Raw genomic sequence first — 21,132 nt, forward strand, 5'->3', positions numbered from 1 at the left:
GCTACGAGGCGCGCGACGGGCTGTTCCTGCGCCCCACCACCTGGGAGGACCTGCTCGCGCTGCGCGCCCTGCACCCGGAGGCGATGCTCGTGGCCGGCGCCACCGAGCTGGGCGTGGACATCACCAAGAAGTCCCGCCGCTATCCCTTCCTCATCTCCACCGAGGGCGTGGAGTCCCTGCGCGCCATCCGCCGCGAGCAGGACGGCTGGTACGTGGGCGGCGCCGCGTCGCTGGTGGACGTGGAGGACGCGCTGGGCCCCGAGGTGCCGGAGCTGGCGAAGATGCTCAACGTCTTCGCCTCGCGGCAGATCCGCCACCGCGCGACGCTGGCGGGCAACCTGGTGACGGCCTCGCCCATTGGCGACACGGCGCCGGTGCTGCTCGCGCTGGACGCGCGGCTGGTGCTCGCGTCCGTGCGCGGCGAGCGGACGGTGGCGCTGTCGGACTTCTTCCTCGCGTACCGCAAGACGGCGCTCCAGCCGGACGAGGTCGTCCGCTTCGTCGTCATTCCCCACGGGCCGGCGAAGGACAGCGGGCTCACGCGCCACTCGGACAGCTTCAAGGTGTCCAAGCGGCGCGAGCTGGACATCAGCATCGTCGCGGCGGGCTTCTGCATCGAGACGGACGCGCAGGGCATCGTGCGCACCGTGCGGCTGGGCTACGGCGGCGTCGCGGCCACTCCGGCCCGGGCGAAGCAGACGGAGGCGCTGCTCTTGGGCCACCCGTGGAACGCGGAGGCCGTGGCCCGCGTGCGCGCCACGCTGGAGCGTGAGTTCACGCCCCTCACGGACCTGCGCGGCAGCGCGGACTACCGGCGCGGGCTCATCGTGTCGCTCCTGGAGAAGTTCGCGTCCGGCGAGCACAGCCCCGCGCTGGACGGACGTCCGGGCTTCGCCCTGGGCGCGCCAACCCCCACGGCGGACGCGGGCCGCGAGCTGCGCCATGAGAGCGCGCTGGGCCACGTGACGGGGAGCGCGCAGTACGTGGACGACCTCGCGCAGCGCCGCCCCATGCTGACGGTGTGGCCGGTGCTGTCGCCGCACGCGCACGCGCGCATCCTCCGCCGGGACGCCAGCGCCGCGCTGAAGGTGCCCGGCGTGGTGAAGGTGCTGCTCGCGGAGGACATCCCGGGCATGAACGACACGGGCCCCATCCGCCACGACGAGCCGCTGCTCGCGAAGGACGAGGTGCTCTTCCACGCGCAGGTGGTGGCGCTCGTCGTCGGCGAGACACCCGAGGCCTGCCGCGAGGGCGCCCGCCAGGTGGTGGTGGACTACGAGCCCTTGCCCGCGGTGCTCACGCTGGCCGAGGCCCTGAAGCAGCAGAGCTTCCACACCGACCCGCACGTCATCCGCCGGGGCGACGTGGACAGCGCGCTCGCGTCCAGCCCGAACCGGCTGGCCGGTGAGCTGACCATGGGCGGCCAGGAGCACTTCTACCTGGAGACGCACGCGGCCTTCGCGGAGGTGGGCGAGGACGGCGACGTCACGGTGACGTCCTCCACGCAGCACCCCTCGGAGGTCCAGGCCATCATCTCGCACGTGCTGCACGTGCCGCGCAGCCGCGTGGTGGTGAAGGCGCCGCGCATGGGCGGCGGCTTCGGCGGCAAGGAGACGCAAGGCAACGCGCCCGCGGCGCTGGTGGCGCTGGCGGCGGTGCACACGGGCCGGCCGGTGAAGTGGATGCTGGACCGCGACGTGGACATGGTCGTCACCGGCAAGCGCCACCCGTTCCACGCGGCCTGGGAGGTGGGCTTCGACGCCACCGGGCGGCTGCTCGCACTCAAGGCGGACCTCACGTCCAACGGCGGCTGGTCCCTGGACCTGTCCGAGTCCATCACCGACCGCGCCCTCTTCCACCTGGACAACGGCTACTACGTCCCGGCGGTGCGCTACACCGGCCGCGTGGCGAAGACGCACCTGGTCTCCAACACGGCCTTCCGCGGCTTCGGCGGCCCGCAGGGCATGCTGGTGATGGAGGACATCCTGGCGCGCATCGCGGCCACCCTGGGCCTGGCGCCGGAGGCCGTGCGCCAGCGCAACCTCTACGACGGCGTGGGCGACACCAACACCACGCACTATGGCCAGGAGCTGGAGGACAACCGGCTGCCGAAGCTGTGGAACGACCTGCTGGAGTCCTCCGACTTCGCGAAGCGCCGCGCGCAGGTGGATGCCTTCAACGCGTCCAGCCCCCGCATCAAGCGCGGCCTGGCCATCACGCCCATGAAGTTCGGCATCTCCTTCACCGCCACCTTCCTCAACCAGGCGGGCGCGCTGGTGCACGTCTACCGCGACGGCTCCGTCCTGCTGTCACACGGCGGCACGGAGATGGGCCAGGGCCTGCACACCAAGATTCAAGGCGTGGCCATGCGCGAGCTGGGCCTGCCCGCGGAGCTGGTGCGAGTGGCGCAGACGGCCACGGACAAGGTGCCCAACACGTCCGCGACGGCGGCCTCCAGCGGCTCCGACCTCAACGGCGCGGCGGTGCGCGAGGCCTGCATCCAGGTGCGCGAGCGGCTGGCCCCGGTGGCCGCGCGCATGCTGGTGCAGCTGCACGGGCAGGCGGTGTCGCCGGACGCGCTGGTGTTCGAGGACGGGAGAATCGCGGCGGCGTCGCGGCCGGACCAGGGGCTGCCCTTCGCGGCCGTGGTGGAGGAGGCCTACCGCGACCGCGTGGGCCTGTCCGTCACGGGCTACTACCGCACGCCGGGCATCGGCTACGACCGGGCCCTGGGCCGGGGCAAGCCGTTCCTCTACTTCGCGTATGGCGCGGCGGTGAGCGAGGTGGAGGTGGACGGCGACACGGGCATGAAGCGCGTGCTGCGCTCGGACCTGCTGGAGGACGTGGGTGATTCGCTCAACCCCGGCGTGGACCGGGGCCAGGTGGAGGGCGGCTTCGTGCAGGGCCTGGGGTGGCTCACCGGCGAGGAGCTGAAGTGGGACGCGAACGGGCGGCTGCTCACGCACTCCGCCAGCACCTACGCGGTGCCCGCGTTCAGCGACGCGCCCATCGACCTGCGCGTGACGCTCATGGAGCGAGCCGGACAGCAGGGCACCATCCACGGCAGCAAGGCCGTGGGCGAGCCGCCGCTGATGCTGGCCCTGTCCGTGCGGGAGGCGCTGCGCGACGCGGTGGCCGCCTTCGGAGCGGCGGGCGGCGACGTGGACCTGCCCTCGCCCGCCACGCACGAAGCGCTCTTCCTGGCCATCCAGCGGCGCAAGGCCCGGAGCGAGGGACTTCCGGTACCGGACGAAGCGCGCGAGGTGGCGTGAGGCGGGCAGCGGGTGCGGCAACATGCCACGGTATGCCCGCGCGACCGGTGCGTTAGACGGGGGCACCTTCCAAGGATGCCCCCCATGCGCTCCACGCTCCGATCCCGCCTCCTCCTGCCGCTGGCCCTCGTGGGCGCGCTCGGCTGTGGGGACGACGAACCCGAAGTCCTGACGGTGGAACTGCCCGTCGTCGCCCGCGTGGGCACGGAGGCGTTCGCGTGCGGCAAGACGTACACGAACGTCGGGACGTCGGGGACGACGTACGAGCCCATGGACTTCCGCGTGTTCGTGCACGCGGTGCGGCTGGTGACGCGGGACGGGCAGGAGGTGCCCGTGAACCTGACCGAGGATGGCAAGTGGCAGCACTCGGGCGTGGCGCTGCTGGACTTCGCGAACAAGGACGGCCTGTGCACGCAGGGCACGGCAGGGACGAACGCGTCCCTCCGGTTCACGGTGCCCCCGGGTGACTACACGGGCCTGCGCTTCACGCTGGGCGTGCCGGAGGACCTGAACCACGGCGACCCCACGAAGCTGGGCGCGCCGATGGACGACGCGGCGGGCCTGCACTGGAGCTGGCAGGGCGGCTTCATCTTCACGCGCATCGAGGGCCGCACGAAGGGCCTTCCCCAGCACGTCATGCACCTGGGCAGCACGGACTGCGCGCCGCCGCCCGCGGGCCAGACGCAGGGCACCGCCGGGTGCGCGAACAACAACCGTCCGGAGTTCCAGCTGGACGGCTTCGACGTGACGAAGAACCGCGTGGTGATGGACCTGGGCACGCTCTTCTCGGGCTCCAACCTGGACGTGAACACCCCCAACACGGCGGTGGGCTGCATGTCGTTCCCCACCGACGCGGACTGCGCGCCCTACTTCGAGCGCCTGGGGCTGGCCTTCGGAAGCCAGGCGGCGAACCCGGCCGCGCAGACCTTCATCCGGGCTGAGTAGGAGATGTCCGACGTGGCACGGCGAGCAGGACAGGTGTGGAAGGCGCTGGCGGCGGTGATGCTGCTGGCCGCGGGCTGTGAAGAGCCCTCGGGCCCCTCCGAGGAGCCCGCGCCCTACGACTGGAAGCTGCCCGCGGGCTTCCCCACGCCGCGCGTGCCGGCGGACAACCCCATGTCGGAGGCGAAGGTCCAGCTGGGCCGGCGCCTCTTCTACGACAAGCGCCTGTCGCTGAACGGCACGCAGTCCTGCGGCTCGTGCCACGAGCAGGCCCGGGCCTTCACGGACGGGCGGGTGCACGCGGTGGGCAGCACGGGCCAGGCGCACCGCCGCAACGGGCAGGGGCTGGCGAACGTGGCGTACGCGACCAGCCTCACCTGGGCCAACTCCGCGCTCACCACGCTGGAGGCCCAGTCCCTGGTGCCGCTGTTCGGGCGGGAGCCGGTGGAGCTGGGGTTCGCGGATCAACAGGAGGTCCTGCTGGAGCGCCTGCGAGCGGATCCGGACCTGACGGCCCGCTTCGCGGAGGCGTTCCCGGGTGAGGCCACGCCGGTGTCGCTGGCCACGCTGACGCGGGCCCTGGCGGCGTTCGAGCGTTCGCTGCTGTCGGGCACGTCCGCGTACGACCGCTATCTGTACGGCAAGGAGGTGGACGCGCTGAGTCCCGCGGCGAAGCGGGGCTTGCAGCTGTTCCTGTCCGAGCGGCTGGAGTGCGACCACTGCCACTCTGGATTCAACTTCCAGGACGCGACGGTGCACGCGCAGACGATGGAGCCGGTGCTGCCGTACCACAACACGGGGCTCTACAACGAGGACGGCAAGGGCGCGTATCCCATCGGGGATCCAGGCCTGATTGAAATCACGGGCCGTCCGGAGGACATGGGGCGCTTCAAGGCGCCGTCCCTGCGCAACGTGGCCGTCACCGCGCCGTACATGCACGACGGCAGCGTGGCGACGCTCTCCGACGTGTTGGACCACTACGCGGCGGGAGGCCGGGCGAGGGCGGCGAACGGAGGACAACCGAGCCCCCTGCAGAGCGCCTTCGTGCGCGGCTTCGAGCTGACGCCCGAGGAGAAGGCGGACGTCATCGCGTTCCTGGAGTCGCTGACGGACACCGCGTTCCTGAGCGACCCGCGCTTCGCGGATCCGGCCACGGTGCCGTGAGCGGGTATCGTCACCGGCCGTGATCCGGCCATGGCGATTCCTCGTGCAGCGGTGGGCGGTGCTGACGTGTCTGGCGCTGCTCCTCGCGGGCTGTGCCTCGTCACCGTCGCATGGGGGGACGTGGGGCTACGGAACTCCCGCGGCACGAGGGGTGTGGCGTCCGTGGGCTGGAGCGACACGGAAGGCCGCGGCTGAGACTCCCCCGGCATCCGGGTGTGGAGGTCGAGCCCTTCCAAAGGGCTGGCCCGAGTTGGACCGGAGTGAGGAGCGCATTGCGCCCTTCCTGGCCTGTGCTTCGCCCGCGGCCTTCGTGGCCATGCAGCGCGGCGTGGACATGGCCCGGCTGGTGGAGTCCCTGGAGGACTGGGACGCGGTCCGGTTGGGGGCGCTGGGCCCGCTGGATGCGAAGGCCTCCCGTGTCCTTCAGCGCAAGCGCGCCGCCTTCCTGATCAGCGCGGTCGAGAAGTACGGCCTGCCACGCGCGGAGGTGTTCGCCCTCTTCCTCCTGCACACCAGCTTCGATGACGAACTGCGCGAATGGGTCCAGCAGCTGGCCCGGGACAAGCAGCTCGGGGAGACCCTGGGCGGCATGCCCACCGTGCGCGAGGAGCTGCTGCGCCGGGGGCTGAAGATCGCGGCGTATCCAGAGCGGGAGGAGCGGGCCGGTGACGTCCTGCGAGGCCTGGGGCGCGCGGGACGGGACGCGCTGTCGAGCACCGAGGTGAGCGCGGGGGCCCGCTACGTGGAGTTCTCCGCGAAGCGTGCTCAGTTGCCACCGCCGTACCAGGAAGCGCTCGACGCGGTGGAGCGGGCCTTGATGGCCGGGCACTTCTCCCCGGGCAACGTGGTGCGGGGAGGATTCGATCACCTGACGTTCGGCGTCCCGATGGGCTTCTTCCACCTGGCCGCGGGAACGGCACAGGGCGCGGTGTCGCTGGCGAAGGGCCGGTACGAACAGGCCACGAGGGAGCTGGCACCCGCCGCGCTCATGGTGGCGCTGTACGCGGGAGGCAAAGGCATCCGGGCCCTGCGGGCAGAGCGGCTCGACGTGGAAGCGCTCAAGGCCGCGGTAGGGAGACTGGAAGAACAGCTCGGAGTGAACGCGACCCGCGAGTTGCTCCGTCAGCTGCGAGCAAGCCGGGAGGGAGCACTCCTCGCGGCCGAGTGGGGAGAAGCCGGAGCGCTGGCGCTCTACGAAGCGCGGGGGAATCCAGCGAAGGCCCAGGCCCTGCTGGCGGAGGCAAGCCGCGAACCCCAGGGTGCCGCCCGAAGCGGAGGCACCGCCGCACTGCCGAAAGACTTCGCGGGAGTCCCCCCGGAGGTCCTGGAGGCAAGGCTAGCCCAGATCGAATGGGAGGCCACAGGCCCCCGCCTGTCCCGTGATGTGTCCTTCCTGAAGCAACATCCGCCGGAACGAGATGCGCCGCCCGGAGCCGAAGGACACCCACTCTGGACCGAATACGTCAGTTATCGCGAGGCCCGGCTCGCGGAACTCGAACAGAGCGTGCCCGCGAAAGGCCCGCTGCGCTGGGAAGGCTACCTGGACCTGCGCGGGCAGTTCATCCGCGGGCTGTTATTCGAGCGAGCCATGGTCGCCCTGCTCCGGGCGGATGCAGCCCTACCCCGAGCGCAGCGACAGTGGCTCCGGGACTTCGAACAGCCGAGGATTGAGACGCATGTGGGAATGACCAAGGCGGACCTGCGCTTCGCGGACGTACTGGTCATCGAAACGAAGCCACCCTCAGGACAATCGCCACGCATGGAGACCTTCAGCTTCAAGAGCCGCGACATGCGTCAGTTCGGCGAGGAAGCAATGAAGGCCCAGATGGGAGCGGACGCGCGCGCGGCTCTTCGGTATTACGGCGAGACCGTGAACGTCCGCAGACCTGGGCTGGAAGGACTGGCACGCATCCGCAGGGTGCGCCTCATCTATGAGGGCGGCGCCCTCAAACCCCGAGACACGGACACCCTGAAGGTAGTCCTGACCGAACTCCGGAACGGGGTTGAAGGTGTGGAGATTCAAATCCAATGACCGTGCAAGGAAGCCCTGGACCCATGGCCGAGGATTATCTGCGCCTCTCGTTTGATGGAGCCTGCAACACGCCCGGCGTCCTAGAGAGAGAACTCGCACCGTTTCTTGAAGCACTCGAAGCAGGTGCTGGGGAGTGGATGCCAGACATCGTCAAGGGGGTGCGGCGCCGCAAATACACACGCGAGGCCGTCACCAAGGGGCTGGCCGAATCGCGTCAGGACCGGAGCGCATCCGTGGGGCTCTACCGCACCAAGGAGCCCGACCTGGACACGTCACTCCACCTTCGATTTCCGCCACTACCACCGAGCCTGCGCTTCTCTCTCAAGGTGAACCCGCTCGAGGTCTTCTCGCGGGAATCGAGCTGCAAGAAGCTCGTGGAGATGGTCCGAACATGGGCCCTCCACTATCCCGTCACCCTCGCGTCCGCTCACAGCGCGGCGGACAGGGAACTGGCGGACTTCCCCAACTTTGGCCGGGACGACGAGACAACCTATCGAGACGGCTTCGACAAGGTCTACGAACTCTGCTGGCTCAACGTCTTCAGCGCGAAGCTCGTGGAGACCGTCGGCCGCGAGCGCATGCTCACCACGCCCGCTCATCGCGTCGAAGAGCTCCCCAATGGCTCCGTCCTCATCGTCACCTGGCCCATCGCCGCGGACTTCGCCAGTGAAGCAGCCCGCGTCGCCCAGGCCCGCGCATGGGTCCACCTCCGGCCGGACCTCGACTTCGACACCGTGCTGGCCATCCTCCGCGACCGAAGCGCGACCCTCGCTCCCGTCGCACCCCGCTTCGCCCCAGACATCGCCGCGCTGCTCTTACGCCTGCCCGCATATGCGCCCCTGTCCCAGCACCAGCGACGCATCGCCGAACTCAACGTCTACGTCCCTCCGGAGCCGGACGAATGGCTCCCACTGGACGCGGCCCTGCCTTCAGACGTGGCTGAACCGAAAGCCGCGCTCGCTCAGTACGCGTACTTCGCGGAACAGCTCGTGGCGCTGCTTCACACGCCCGTGCCCTCCGTCTTCAAGGCGACCCCCGAATCCCTGACGGACATCGACTTCCATTTCTGGAAGGAGACCTTCCCGGACATCTTCGAGCGTCACAACATCGATGCCATCGTGGTCCCCGCCGTCGGGGCATACCTGGGCGAGGTGCTGGTCAAACACCTGGGTGGCCAGTGGCTTCCCCGCAAGCAGTGGATGGAAGCCCAGGTCCGCGTCGGTGACCGCGTGTGGCTGCCCTTCGTCCGAGCGCACCGCTACATGCGGTCCACGCAGGCGCTGCTGGACCACTCCCTCACCCAGCTCTTCAACGTCGCCAAACGCCACGCCTACTGAGCCGGCGGCTTGAGGTCATCCGGCAACCGCTCCAGCGGCGGGCGATCCAATGCCCCCGGCCGCTCGACGCCGGAGGCCGTCCCTGCGTCCTCCACGATGGTGCCCGCGTCGCTCTGCCCCGTGGGCGGCGGCGAAGGCTTGTCCGAACAACCGGCGAGAACACCGATACACAACACGAAGAGCCAGTGGCGCATGGTCGCTCCTAGTACTTCACCCAGATGACCGTGCCCGGATGGATCTGCGTGAGCGCGGTGACGCCCGGTTCCTTCTCGATGAGCGCCTGCGTGACGGGGTTGAAGCTGTACGCCTGCGACCCGGCCCAGACGATGAGCGCGTCCTTGAACACGGTCAGGTCGTGCACGTGCTCCTGCACCGTGTACTGGTTCCATCCCGGCAACCGCGACGGCAGGAGATAGAGCGACGGCGCCGGGTTCTCCGAGGCCCCCGTGCCCGCGTCCCCATCATGGCTGTGCTCGCCTCCCGCCGTGCTCTTCCACTCCACCACCGTCTCCACGCCCGCCTGCGTGCTGCACGTCTGCGTCGTGGGGAAGAACAGGGTGGTGAACGGCTTCGAGGGCAGCTTCATCCGCAGCCCCAGGTGGAAGAAGTGCGTGTCCCCCGCCTTCACGCTGCCCGCGGGCTTCGTCCACGTCACCGCCGTCACGTTGCCGTTGGCGTCCTTCTCCACCTCGGCAGGGCCGAACACGGAGTCCAGCGGGCGCACGCCCGTCACGCCCTCGGGAATCTGGACCCGCATCCTGGACGTGTCCGCGCCATCACAGCCGTGGCTCACCGTGAAGTCCGCCTCGAAGGTCGCCCCGGCATGGGGAGGCGTGGTCCCGGACACCGCCGCGTGCGCGAAGGCGGAGGAGGACAGCAGCGAACCCGCGACGAAACACAGCGGACCCAAGAGAGACTTCATCGGGTGACTCCAGGAAGAAGGGAGCATCCCGGATAGCAGTCCACCGTGGAGCGCCCGCTGCGGTCATTTGTCGCAGCGCTCGCACCCAACAGACTCACGGCAGCGCGATGCGCTCCGGAGCCCCCTGCGTCCCCTGCCCGGTGTGACAGCTGTTGCAGTCTCCGCTGCTCTGCGGCGTGGCCATCACCCGCGTCGCGCCATCCGGCCCCACCAGCCGCGCCCGGTACGGCAGCGGGAAGGACGGCTGGAGCGTCGTGGACAGGAAGTTGCCCGAGGCGTTCGGCACCAGCGTGAGCCGCACCTGGCCGTCCGCGTCCAATATCTCCACCTTCACCTTCGACGGCGCCTCCAGCCGCGCGTCACATCCGTCCGCCTCATGGAGCGACGGGAACACCGTGCCCATGAAGAAGTAAGCCACGGAGGGCGCCTGCCGCAGGTGGCAGCTCCGGCACGCGTATCCCGGCGCCATGGTGGCCCCGGTGCCGCCCGTCGCCTCGGTCCAGACGCTCCCGCTCGCGCACGTCGCCGGAGCGGGCCCTGCATCCACGCCCGCGTCCCAGTCCAGCGTCACCGCCATGGCCGGCTCCGCGGAACAGCCCAGCACGCCGCCCCAGAGCAGCGCCGTCCCCATCCACCGTGTCACATCACGCACCGGCCTCGGCATGGCTCACGCTCCCGCCCGCCCTGCGGCACAAGCGCGCAGGGGCCGTGTCGGACCCACCCCGTATCGTCCTCGAACCCTGACGAGATGAATCCAAGGAATCCTATTTTCACAGACAATTCACAGACAGGGACGGCGTTCCGGGTGTCGGCGAAGCCTCAGGGAGGGTGGACTCATACACTCCGCGTGTTCCCGTCGCATGATCCGATGTGTCACGTTTACTCGGACACTACGCGCAGTATCCCGTGAACAAGGGAGGTCCCCGGGTTTCCGACCTTGGGGGTCGTTTGAATGTCCCGCCGTTCGCGCGATGAAGAGATTCGCGGCCCAGACGCTCTCCGAATTCCGTTCCCATGAAACTCGCACTCCGCCCTGCCCCTGATTCACGCGCTCCCCGCCGTGCCCATGGCGCGGCGTGGCGACAATGTGGGTGGGGGGGATTGCTCGCGCGCGCGCCAGACGATACATGCGCGAAACAACGCCCCTTCACGGCGGGTGCTGCTTGCGACTGACCTCTTGAAACCGTGTCTTGCCGGGAGACCGCAGCACCCCGGCCCCTGAATTCGCGCCTCCGTGCTCCCCGTGCACGGAACACCCCCGCATCCCAGGAGTCGCGTCAATGCCCACTGGAACCCTGCCCGGTTTCTCCCCGGCCACCGACTTTGCGTTTTCCACTCTGGTTGAATTGCTGCGCGTCCGCGCAAGCACCCAGGGAGACCGCCGTGGCTTCACGTTCCTGCTGGACGGGGAAACGGACGAAGCGCACCTGACGTACGCGGAGCTGGATCAGAAGGCCCGCGCCATCGCGGCGGCGCTCCAGGCGCGCGGCGCGCAGGGGCAGCGGGCGCTGCTGCTGTACCCGCCCGGGCTGGACTACATCGCCGGGTTCTTCGGCTGTCTGTACGCGGGCGTCATCGCGGTCCCCATCTATCCGCCGGACCCCATGCGCCTGGCGCGCACACTGCCGCGCCTCCTGGCCATCAGCCAGGACGCGCAGGCCACCATCGCCCTCACCACCGACTTCATCTACGGCATGGGGGAGATGCTCTTCGAGCAGGCGCCGGAGCTGCGGGAGCTGCACTGGATCGCCACGGACACGCTGGACGCGGAGGTCGCCGAGGGGTGGAAGGACCCGGGCGTGGCCACGGACACGCGGGTGTTCCTCCAGTACACGTCCGGCTCCACGTCGTCGCCCAAGGGCGTGGTGCTGACGCACGGCAACCTGCTGCACAACTCGAAGCTGATCCACGAGTGCTTCGGTCACTCGGACAAGAGCCAGGGCGTCATCTGGCTGCCGCCGTACCACGACATGGGCCTCATCGGCGGCATCCTGCAGCCCTTGTACGGCGGCTTCCCGGTGACGCTGTTCTCGCCGGTGGACTTCCTCAAGCGCCCCATGCGCTGGCTGGAGGCCATCTCCCGCTACAAGGCCACCACGAGCGGCGGGCCCAACTTCGCGTTCGACCTGTGCGTGCGCAAGTCCACGCCGGAGGAGCGCGCGAAGCTGGACCTGAGCCACTGGGACCTGGCCTTCAACGGCGCGGAGCCCATCATGCCGGACACGCTCCGGCGCTTCGCGGAGGCGTTCGGTCCGCAGGGGTTCCGCTCGGAGGCCATCTATCCCTGCTACGGCCTGGCGGAAGGCACGCTCATCGCCTCGGGTGGTGACAAGCGCGAGCTGCCCGTGCAGCGCACCGTGGACGCGGGCGCGCTGAAGGACAACCGCGTGGTGGCGAAGGAGGCGGCGAGCCCCGGCGCCCAGACGCTGGTGGGCTCCGGCCGCAACCTCACCGACCAGCGCCTGGTCATCGCGCATCCGGAGACGGGCGCGCCGCTGCCGGCGGGCCAGGTGGGTGAGATTCGCGTCGCCGGGCCCAGCATCGCGCAGGGCTACTGGGGCCGCGACGAGCAGACGCGCACCACGTTCCAGCAGCCGCTGGCCGGCACGGGCGACCCGACGCCGTACCTGCGCACGGGCGACCTGGGCTTCCTCGCGGACGGCGAGCTGTTCGTCACGGGCCGCCTGAAGGACCTGATCATCATCCGCGGGCGCAACCACTACCCGCAGGACATCGAGCGCACGGTGGAGTCCGCCCACCCCGCCATCCGCCCCGGCTGCACGGCGGCGTTCTCCATCGAGCAGGATGACGAGGAGCGCCTCATCGTCGTGACGGAGGTGGACCGCCGCGCGGTGGAGCGCGACGGCGTGGACCTGGACGCGCTGGCGCAGGGCATCCGGCAGGCCGTGGCGGCCGGGCACGACCTGCAGGCCCAGGGCGTGGTGCTGCTGGGGCCGGGCGCCATCCCGAAGACCTCCAGCGGCAAGATCCAGCGCTTCGCCACCCGCGCGGAGTACGTCGCGGACACGCTGGAGGCGCTGCACAAGAGCGTCATCGCCGCGGCCGCCGCCCCGGCGCCCGAGGCCGTGAAGACCGCCACTCCGGAGGCCGCCGCCGCGACCGCGCCCGTGGGCCCGGACACCAGCATGCTGCAGAAGATGCTGGCGGTGGTGACGGACCCCACCGCGCGCCGGGCCATGGTGACGGTGTTCCTGCAGGAGCAGGCCGCGCAGGTGCTGCGGCTGCCCACCGCGCAGGTGGACGCGAGCAAGCCACTGCATGCCTACGGCGTGGACTCGCTGATGGCGGTGGACTTCAAGAGCGCGGTGGACGCGGGGCTGAACATCGACCTGCCGCTGTCGGACGTGCTCCAGGGCGTGTCGCTGTCGAAGCTGGCGGAGGCCGTGGTGACGCTGATGTCGGCGCCCCCGTCCCAGCAGGCCTCCAGCGCGGTGGCCGCGTCGTCCGCCACCGGTGACGCGCCCCTGTCCGGCGGACAGCAGGCGCTGTGGTTCATGCACCAGCTGGCGCCGGACAGCGCCGCCTACCACGTGCCCGTCGCGGTGCGCGTGCGCGCGGGGCTGGACGCGAACGCGCTGAAGGGCGCCTTCGAGGCGCTGGTGGCCCGCCACCCCGCCCTGCGCACCACGTTCGTCATGGCGGCCACCGGCCCCGTGCAGCGCGTGCACGCGGAGCTGCCGCTGGACTTCACCACCACGGACGCGAAGGGCTGGAGCGACGCGCAGGTGGCGGAGCACCTGTCCGCCGAGGCCCGCCGCCCGTTCGACCTGGAGAAGGGTCCGCTCCTGCGCGTGCGGCTGGTGTCGCGGTCCGCGGAGGACCACGCGCTGCTCATCGCGATGCACCACATCGTCACCGACTTCTGGTCGCTGGCGGTGATGGCGGAGGAGCTGGACGCGCTCTACCCCGCGCTCAAGCTGGGCAAGCGGCCCACGCTGGCGCAGCCCGCGCGCACGTACGCGGACTACGCGCGCTGGCAGGCGGAGATGCTCACCGGTGCTCGCGGCCAGGCGCTGGAGAAGTACTGGCGCGAGCAGCTGTCCGGCACGCTGCCCGTGCTGGACCTGCCCACGGACCACCCGCGTCCCCCGGCGCAGACCTTCAACGGCCGCGTCCACACCACCCGGCTGAGCGCGGACGTCGCGAGCGCGGTGAAGACGCTCGCGCGTGATAACGGCGCCACGCCGAACATGGTGCTCCAGACGGCGTTCCAGGTGCTGCTGCACCGCTACACCGGCCAGCAGGACTTCACGCTGGGCGTGGTGAGCGCGGGCCGCGGACGCGCGGAGCTGGCGGGCATCACCGGCTACTTCGTCAACCCGCTGGTGGTGCGCACGCGCCCGTCCCCCACCCTGTCCTTCACGGACTACCTGGCCCAGACGCGCCAGACGATGCTGGGCGCGCTGGAGCACCAGGACTACCCCTTCAGCGCGCTCGTGGACCGGCTGCAGCCGGTGCGGGACCAGAGCCGCTCGCCGCTGTTCCAGGTGATGTTCGTCTACCAGCGCGCCTCCAAGCTGGACGAGCGCGGCCTCACGCCCTTCGCCCTGGACATCCCGGGCGCGAAGTCCACCGTGGCGGGCCTGCCCATCGAATCGCTGGTGCTGTCGCACGGCGGCGCGCAGTTCGACCTCACCCTCACCATGGGCGAGGCGGACGGCGAGCTGGTGGCCTCCTTCGAGTACAACACCGACCTCTTCGAGGCCGGCACCATCGAGCGCATGGCCGGGCACCTGGCCACGCTGCTGTCCGGCATCGCCGCCTGGCCGGGCCGCGCGCTCGCGGGGCTGCCGCTGCTCACGCAGCCTGAACGGCAGCAGCTCCTGGAGACCTGGAAGGGTCCCCGCGTGCCGCTCACGCAGAAGGACATGCTGCCCGCGCTCTTCGCTGCCCAGGTGGCGCGCACGCCGGACAACGTCGCGGTCCTCTTCAAGGACGCGCAGCTCACCTACCGCGAGCTGGATGCGCGCGCAGGCCAGCTGGCTTCGTGGCTGCGCGGCGCGGGCGTGAAGCCGGGCGACATCGTGGGCATCTGCCTGGAGCGCTCGGTGGAGACGCTGGTGTCCGTGCTGGCGGTGATGGCCGCGGGCGCGGCGTACGTGCCCATCGACCCGGCCTACCCGTCCGAGCGCGTGGCCTTCATCCTGGGCGACACGCAGGCGCCGGTCCTCATCACCCAGTCCTGGCTCCAGCGCACGCTGCCCTCCGGCACCACCGCGCGCACGCTGTTCGTGGACCAGCCGCTGGACGGCGCGCTGTCCTCCGCGCCCGCCGCGACGGTGGCGGCCGGGGACCTAGCGTGCCTCGTCTACACCTCCGGCTCCACCGGCCAGCCCAAGGGCGTGATGCTGGAGCACGGCGGCCTGGCGAACCTCGTCCGCTCGTTCGTGGAGTCCTACGCGCCCACGGCCACGGACCGGATGCTGCCGCTCACGTCGGTGGCCTCGGCCAGCTTCGTGGGCGAAATCCTCCCGCTCCTGTGCACGGGTGGCGCGCTGGTGCTGCCCACCGAGGATGAGATCCTCGACCAGGAGAGGCTGTTCCAGCTGATCACCCGCCACACCGTCACCATCGTGAGCACCGTGCCCGCGGTCATCGCCGGGCTCAACGCGCGCCTGGAGCAGCTGCCGCCGCTCAAGCTGGTGCTCTCCGGTGGAGAGGCGCTGGTGGCCAGCGACGTGGAGAAGCTGCTGGCCACCGTGCCGGTGGTGAACGGCTACGGCCTCACGGAGACCACCGTGTGCTCCACCTACCACCGCATGGCGGTGGAGGACCTGCAGGGCCACGCGTGGGTGCCCATTGGCCGGCCCGTCATCAACACGGACGTGTACGTGCTGGACGCGGAGAAGAACCTGCTGCCCGTGGGCGTCGCCGGTGAGCTGTACGTCGGCGGCCTGGGCGTGGCGCGCGGGTACTGGAAGCGGCCGGAGCTGACCACGGAGCGCTTCGTCGCGAACCCGTTCGCCTCCGACAAGGGCGAGCGCCTGTACCGCACGGGCGACCGCGCGCGCTGGCTGCCGGACGGCGTGCTCACGTTCCTGTCCCGCGCGGATGATCAGGTGAAGATCCGCGGCTTCCGCATCGAGCTGGGTGAGGTGGAGGCCGCCGTGCGCCGCCACCCGGCCGTGAAGGACGCGTTCCTGATGGCGCGCGAGGACTCGCCCGGCGACAAGCGCCTGGTGGCCTACGTGGTGCTGGGCGAGCCCGCGCCCACGCACTCGGACCTGAACACCTTCCTCGCGGAAGGACTGCCGCCGTACATGCTGCCGTCCGCGTACGTGCCGCTGTCCGCGCTGCCCCTGTCGCCCAACGGCAAGGTGGACGCGAAGGCGCTGCCCGCGCCGGAAGGGGCGCGCCTCGCCTCCGGCGTCGCCTACGCCCAGCCGCAGAGCGCGGTGGAGCGCAGCGTGGCGGCCATCTGGGCGGCGGTGCTCAAGGTGGAGCGCGTGGGCCTCAACGACAACTTCTTCGAGCTGGGTGGCAACTCGCTGCTCATCGCGCAGGCCCACCGGCGCCTGAAGGAAGAGCTGGGCGCGGACCTCGCGCTGGTGGACATGTTCAAGTTCACCACGGTGAGCGCGCTGGCCCAGCACCTCGCGAACAAGGGCGAGGACTCGGGCGCGGCCTCCCAGAAGATCAAGGACGAGGCGGAGCGCCGCCGCGCCGCCCAGGCGAAGCGTCAGCAGGCGCGCGGCCGCAAGTAACGAACGACTTTCAGGCACACCCCCCAGATTTCGAAGGACGGCTCCATGAGCACTGACACCCCCGAAGTGGATGGCATCGCGGTCATCGGCCTGGGTGGCCGGCTTCCCGGCGCGAAGACCATCGCCGAGTTCTGGAAGAACCTCACCGGCGGCGTGGAGAGCATCACGTTCTTCACCGACGAGGAGCTCATCGCGGAGGGCGCCGACCCCGCGATGGTCCGCGCACCCAACTACGTGAAGGCCCGCGGCACGCTGGGCGACACGGATCAGTTCGACGCGGCCTTCTTCGGGATGAACCCCCGCGAGGCCGCGCTGATGGATCCGCAGCACCGCGTCTTCCTGGAGTGCGCGTGGGAGGCCATGGAGAGCGCCGGCTACAGCCCGGAGCGCCAGCCCGGCCGCGTGGGCGTGTTCGGCGGCATGAGCATGAACACGTACCTGCTCTCCAACCTGTACTCGCACCTGGCGCACGTCGCGTCGGTGGAGAGCCTCCAGGCGTCCATCGGCAACGACAAGGACAGCCTCACCACGGAAGTGGCGTACCGGATGGACCTGAAGGGCCCGGCCGTCACGGTCCAGTCCTCGTCCTCCACGTCGCTCACGTGCATCCACTACGCCTGCCAGAGCCTGCTGTCGTTCGAGTGCGACATGGCGCTGGCCGGTGGCGTGTCCATCCACTTCCCGGAGAAGGCGGGCTACCTGTACCACGAGGGTGGCACCACGGCGCCGGACGGCCACTGCCACACCTTCGACGCGGAGGCCGCGGGCTTCGTCGCCGGCCACGGCGCGGCGGTGGTCGCGCTCAAGCGCCTGTCGGACGCGCTCAAGGACGGTGACACCGTCTACGCGGTGGTGCGCGGCTCGGCGGTGAACAACGACGGCTCGCAGAAGGTCAGCTACATGGCCCCGGCCGTCGCGGGTCAGGCGGAGGTCATCGCGCTGGCGCAGGCCGTCGCGGGCGTGGAGCCGGACTCCATCGGCTACGTGGAGGCGCACGGCACCGCGACCAAGGTCGGCGACCCCATCGAGGTCGCGGCGCTCACGCAGGCCTTCCGCCAGGGCACGGACAAGAAGAACTTCTGCGCGCTGGGCTCGGTGAAGAGCAACATCGGCCACCTGGACTCGGCGGCGGGCGCGGTGGGCTTCATCAAGGCGGCCCTCACGCTGCACCACAAGGTCATTCCGCCCAGCCTCAACTTCAAGACGCCCAACCCGGCGTGCGACTTCCCCAACAGCCCGTTCTACGTGAACACGGAGCTGCGCGACTTCCCTCGCGGTGAGACGCCGCGCCGCGCGGGCGTCACGTCGCTGGGCATGGGCGGCACCAACGCGCACGCCATCCTGGAGGAGGCGCCGGAGCTGCCCGCCACCGACAAGGCCCGCCTGCCCGCGCAGGTGGTGCTGCTGTCGGCGCGCACGGAGAACTCGCTGGAGGTCGCCACGGACCGGCTGGCCGCGCACCTGCGCGAGAACCCGGACGTGGACCTGGCGGACGTGGCGTACACGCTCCAGGTGGGCCGCAAGCGCTTCGGCAAGCGCCGCGCGGTGGTGGCGCGCACCACGGCGGAGCTGGCCTCCGCGCTGGCGGAGCGCACCCCGGGCCGCGTCTTCTCCGGCAGCGCGGAGAACAGCGGCCGTCCGGTGATGTTCATGTTCTCCGGACAGGGCTCGCAGTACGTGGACATGGGCCGCGAGCTGTATGAGACGGAGAGCGCCTTCCGCGCCCAGGTGGACACCTGCGCGGAGAAGCTCAAGCCGCACCTGGGCCTGGACCTGCGCACGGTGCTCTACCCGGCCGCGGAGTCGCGCGAGCTGGCGTCGGAGCGCCTGAAGCAGACGGGCCTCACGCAGCCCGCGCTGTTCGTCATCGAGTACGCGCTGGCGAAGCTCTGGGAGTCGTGGGGCGTGACGCCGCACGCGATGGTGGGCCACAGCATCGGTGAGTACGTGGCCGCGTGCCTCGCGGGCGTGTTCAGCCTGGATGACGCGCTGGCCCTGGTGGCCGCGCGCGGCCGGCTGATGCAGTCCCTGCCCGCGGGCTCCATGCTCGCGGTGTCCCTGCCGGAAGAGCACGTCACGCCCATGCTCCCGGAAGGCCTGTCCGTGGCGGCGGTGAACAGCCCGGCCACGTGCGTCGTCGCCGGCCCCACGCCGCTCATCGACGCGTTCGTGGAGACGCTGAAGCTCCAGGGCCTGGCGTCCTCGCGGCTGCACACGTCGCACGCGTTCCACTCGGCGATGATGGACCCCATCCTGGACGCCTTCCGCGAGGCGGTGCGCAAGGTGGCCCGGAAGGCGCCGGCGAAGCCCTACCTGTCCAACGTCACCGGCACCTGGGTGACCGCCGAGCAGGCCACGAGCCCTGACTACTGGGCCAAGCACCTGCGCGGCGCGGTGCGCTTCGCGGACGGCGTGGGCGAGCTGCTGAAGGAGTCCGACGCCATCCTGCTGGAGGTCGGCCCGGGCAACACGCTCGTGACGCTGGCGCGGCAGCACCCGGACAAGGGCGCGAAGCACGCGCTGATCAACTCGCTGCGCCACCCCAAGGAGCAGGTCGCGGACCTGGACCACGTGCTGGGCACGCTGGGCCGGCTGTGGCTGGAGGGCGTGGAGGCGGACTGGGACGCGTTCCGGGGTGGTGAGAAGCGCCGCCGCATCGCGCTGCCCACGTCCCCCTTCGAGCGTCAGAAGCACTGGGTGGACCCGCGCAAGGAGACCGCCGCCGACGGCGAGCGCTCCGAGTGGGCCTCCGCGGATCAGAAGCAGCCCGTGGCCCGCTGGTTCTACCTGCCGTCGTGGCAGCGCGCGCTGCCGTCGCCGCAGGGCACCTGGAGTGAGAAGAAGGCCACCTGGTGGCTGCTGCTCCCGGATGACTCCAACGAGGGCCTGGGCGCGCGGCTCGCGCTCAAGCTGGGCGAGGCCGGCCAGGACGTGGTGCGCATCACCCCGGCCGCCGTCACCGCGAAGCACGACGAGCACCACTGGTCGCTCGCGCTGGGTGGCGAGGCCACGGTGCTGGAGGCGCTGACCGCGCAGGGCCGCGCTCCGGACCACGTGCTGCACCTGGGCACGCTGGGCCTGGGCGACGTGCACGGCGAGGCGGACTTCGAGTCCGCGCTGGGCAAGGGCTTCCTGGGGCTGTTGTCCCTGGCGCAGGCCCTGGGCCGTCAGCCCGGCACGCGTCCCGTGTCGCTGGTCGCGGTGACGAACCGCATGCAGGCGCTGGGCGATGAGGCTCCGAACCCGGAGCTGTCCACCGTGCTGGGCCCGGTGCGCGTGATTCCGCAGGAGTACGGCCACCTGTCCGCGAAGGCCGTGGACGTGCGCCTGCCGCCCTCCGGCAGCTGGCAGGAGACGGCGCTGGTGGAGGCCCTGCTGTCCGAGGCCGCCACGCCCTCCAAGCTGGAGAACGTCATCGCGTACCGCGGCGGCGCCCGGTGGGTGCAGCACTTCGAGCACGTGCCGGCGGACGCGCCTCGCAGCGCACAACTGCCGCTGCGCGATGGGGGCGTGTACCTGCTCATCGGCGGGTTCGGCACGCTGGGCTTCTCCCACGCGAAGTCGCTGGCGAAGCGCGCGAAGGCGAAGCTCGTGCTCGCGGGCCGCACGGCGCTGCCGGAGCGCTCGCAGTGGGACGCGCACCTGTCCGCGCATGGCGAGGACGACGCCGTCTCCCGCCGCATCCGTCAGGTGCGCGAGCTGGAGGCGCTGGGCGCCCAGGTGCACACCGTCGCCGTGGACGCGGGCAACAAGGTCCAGGTGAAGGAGGCGGTGGACGCGGCGCTGACGCACTTCGGCGCGCTGCACGGCGTGGTGTTCGCGGCGGGTGACGTGGGCCAGGCGCTCTTCCGCGCCATCCCGGACACTCGCCCCGAGGACGTGCGCGACACGTTCCATGGCCGCGTGCGCGGGCTGTACGCGCTGGAGGAGGCGGTGCGCGGACGCGCGCTGGACTTCTGCGTGCTGTCGTCGTCGCTGGCGGCGGTGCTGGGCGGACTGGGCCTGGCGTCGTACTCGGCGGCCACGTCCTTCATGGACGCGTTCGCCACCAAGCAGGCGCAGACGTCGCCGGTGCCGTGGATGAGCGTGGGCTGGGACGCGTGGCAGTACGAGTCCCGCGCGGGCGGCGCGCAGAGCCCGTTCGGCGCGCTGGCCATCACGGCCTCCGAGGGCGAGGACGCCTTCGAGCAGCTCTTCCAGCTGGGCGCCGTGTCCCACGTGGCCGTGTCCACGAGCAACCTGCGCGCCCGCGCTCGCAAGTGGGCGCAGCCGGCCGCGGCTCAGGAGCAGGAACAGGCGAAGAAGCAGGACGCGGGCTCGGCCCTGGGCACCACGCCCCGGCCCACCCTGCAGAACGCCTATGTGCCGCCGCGCGACGCGCTGGAGGAGCAGATCGCCCAGCTGTGGCAGACGACGCTGGGCATCGACCAGGTCGGCGTGCACGACAACTTCTTCGAGCTGGGTGGCAACTCGCTCGTCGGCGTGAAGCTGATTGCCCGCGTGCGCGAGCAGTTCGGCGTCGCGCTGCCGGCCGTCACCCTCTACGAAGGCCCCACCGTGGGGGCGCTGGCCAGGCTGCTCAAGGCCGCCAGCGGCAGCGAGGACACGGAAGCCGCGCCCGAGGAGACCGAGGCGCTCAGCCGCGGGGAGCGCCGCCGTGCGCGCCGCGCGAATCGCCGGGGCGAAGGCGCCACCGACGAGGAGTAGCCGTCCCCTCCCTCCCCCACCTTTCGAAGCC

10 protein-coding genes are annotated in these 21,132 nt (G+C 70.8%); 7 read left to right on the forward strand and 3 right to left on the reverse strand.

Going from position 1 to position 21,132, the window contains the following annotated elements; all coding sequences use genetic code 11:
• The 5 genes from xdhB to D7X55_RS07000 all read left to right on the forward strand — a co-directional run.
• A partial coding sequence (xdhB, locus tag D7X55_RS06980) for a xanthine dehydrogenase molybdopterin binding subunit (protein ID WP_121722598.1) occupies positions 1 to 3,272 on the forward strand: 3,272 nt, incomplete at its 5' end.
• Between the two features lie 84 nt (positions 3,273 to 3,356).
• The gene (locus D7X55_RS06985; protein ID WP_121722599.1) at positions 3,357 to 4,217 is read left to right on the forward strand and encodes an MbnP family copper-binding protein; all 861 of its coding nucleotides are present in this window, start codon (positions 3,357 to 3,359) and stop codon (positions 4,215 to 4,217) included.
• Between the two features lie 3 nt (positions 4,218 to 4,220).
• The gene (locus tag D7X55_RS06990; protein WP_199746883.1) at positions 4,221 to 5,378 is read left to right on the forward strand and encodes a methanobactin export MATE transporter MbnM; all 1,158 of its coding nucleotides are present in this window, start codon (positions 4,221 to 4,223) and stop codon (positions 5,376 to 5,378) included.
• A 334-nt stretch (positions 5,379 to 5,712) separates the two neighbouring features.
• Positions 5,713 to 7,410, forward strand: a complete 1,698-nt coding sequence (locus tag D7X55_RS06995; RefSeq protein ID WP_121722608.1) for a hypothetical protein — start codon at positions 5,713 to 5,715, stop codon at positions 7,408 to 7,410.
• Positions 7,407 to 8,747, forward strand: coding sequence for a hypothetical protein (locus D7X55_RS07000; RefSeq protein ID WP_121722600.1), 1,341 nt, complete (start codon positions 7,407 to 7,409; stop codon positions 8,745 to 8,747). The genes D7X55_RS06995 and D7X55_RS07000 overlap by 4 nt, the downstream gene beginning before the upstream one ends.
• Here the strand turns inward: D7X55_RS07000 and D7X55_RS07005 are convergent.
• The 3 genes from D7X55_RS07005 to D7X55_RS07015 all read right to left on the reverse strand — a co-directional run bounded on the left by D7X55_RS07005 (position 8,741) and on the right by D7X55_RS07015 (position 10,300).
• Positions 8,741 to 8,941, reverse strand: coding sequence for a hypothetical protein (locus D7X55_RS07005; RefSeq protein WP_121722601.1), 201 nt, complete (start codon positions 8,939 to 8,941; stop codon positions 8,741 to 8,743). The genes D7X55_RS07000 and D7X55_RS07005 overlap by 7 nt on opposite strands.
• 8 nt (positions 8,942 to 8,949) lie before the next feature.
• A complete protein-coding gene (locus D7X55_RS07010; protein ID WP_120550261.1) occupies positions 8,950 to 9,669 on the reverse strand; it encodes a YcnI family protein in 720 nt (239 codons plus the stop codon).
• 94 nt (positions 9,670 to 9,763) lie between these two features.
• The gene (locus D7X55_RS07015) at positions 9,764 to 10,300 is read right to left on the reverse strand and encodes a hypothetical protein (protein ID WP_121722602.1); all 537 of its coding nucleotides are present in this window, start codon (positions 10,298 to 10,300) and stop codon (positions 9,764 to 9,766) included.
• A gap of 715 nt (positions 10,301 to 11,015) precedes the next feature.
• Here D7X55_RS07015 and D7X55_RS07020 point away from each other — a divergent pair.
• Both D7X55_RS07020 and D7X55_RS07025 read left to right on the forward strand, forming a co-directional pair.
• Positions 11,016 to 16,394, forward strand: coding sequence for a non-ribosomal peptide synthetase (locus tag D7X55_RS07020; protein WP_158626329.1), 5,379 nt, complete (start codon positions 11,016 to 11,018; stop codon positions 16,392 to 16,394).
• Between the two features lie 45 nt (positions 16,395 to 16,439).
• Positions 16,440 to 21,101 carry a type I polyketide synthase gene (locus tag D7X55_RS07025; RefSeq protein ID WP_121722604.1) on the forward strand — a complete coding sequence of 1,554 codons (4,662 nt, stop codon included), beginning with the start codon at positions 16,440 to 16,442 and terminating at the stop codon, positions 21,099 to 21,101.
• Positions 21,102 to 21,132: the final 31 nt, after the last annotated feature.

It is taken from the genome of Corallococcus sp. AB049A (genome assembly GCF_003668885.1).
Classification (GTDB): Bacteria; Myxococcota; Myxococcia; order Myxococcales; family Myxococcaceae; genus Corallococcus; species Corallococcus interemptor.

Bases quoted from the DNA above. Each gene is read 5' to 3' on its own strand.
- D7X55_RS06985 (WP_121722599.1), top strand. From the start codon at position 3,357: ATGCGCTCCACGCTCCGATCCCGCCTCCTCCTGCCGCTGGCCCTCGTG.
- D7X55_RS06990 (WP_199746883.1), top strand. From the start codon at position 4,221: ATGTCCGACGTGGCACGGCGAGCAGGACAGGTGTGGAAGGCGCTGGCG.
- D7X55_RS07010 (WP_120550261.1), bottom strand. From the start codon at position 9,669: ATGAAGTCTCTCTTGGGTCCGCTGTGTTTCGTCGCGGGTTCGCTGCTG.
- D7X55_RS07005 (WP_121722601.1), bottom strand. From the start codon at position 8,941: ATGCGCCACTGGCTCTTCGTGTTGTGTATCGGTGTTCTCGCCGGTTGT.
- D7X55_RS07015 (WP_121722602.1), bottom strand. From the start codon at position 10,300: ATGGGGACGGCGCTGCTCTGGGGCGGCGTGCTGGGCTGTTCCGCGGAG.
- D7X55_RS07025 (WP_121722604.1), top strand. From the start codon at position 16,440: ATGAGCACTGACACCCCCGAAGTGGATGGCATCGCGGTCATCGGCCTG.
- D7X55_RS06995 (WP_121722608.1), top strand. From the start codon at position 5,713: ATGGCCCGGCTGGTGGAGTCCCTGGAGGACTGGGACGCGGTCCGGTTG.
- D7X55_RS07000 (WP_121722600.1), top strand. From the start codon at position 7,407: ATGACCGTGCAAGGAAGCCCTGGACCCATGGCCGAGGATTATCTGCGC.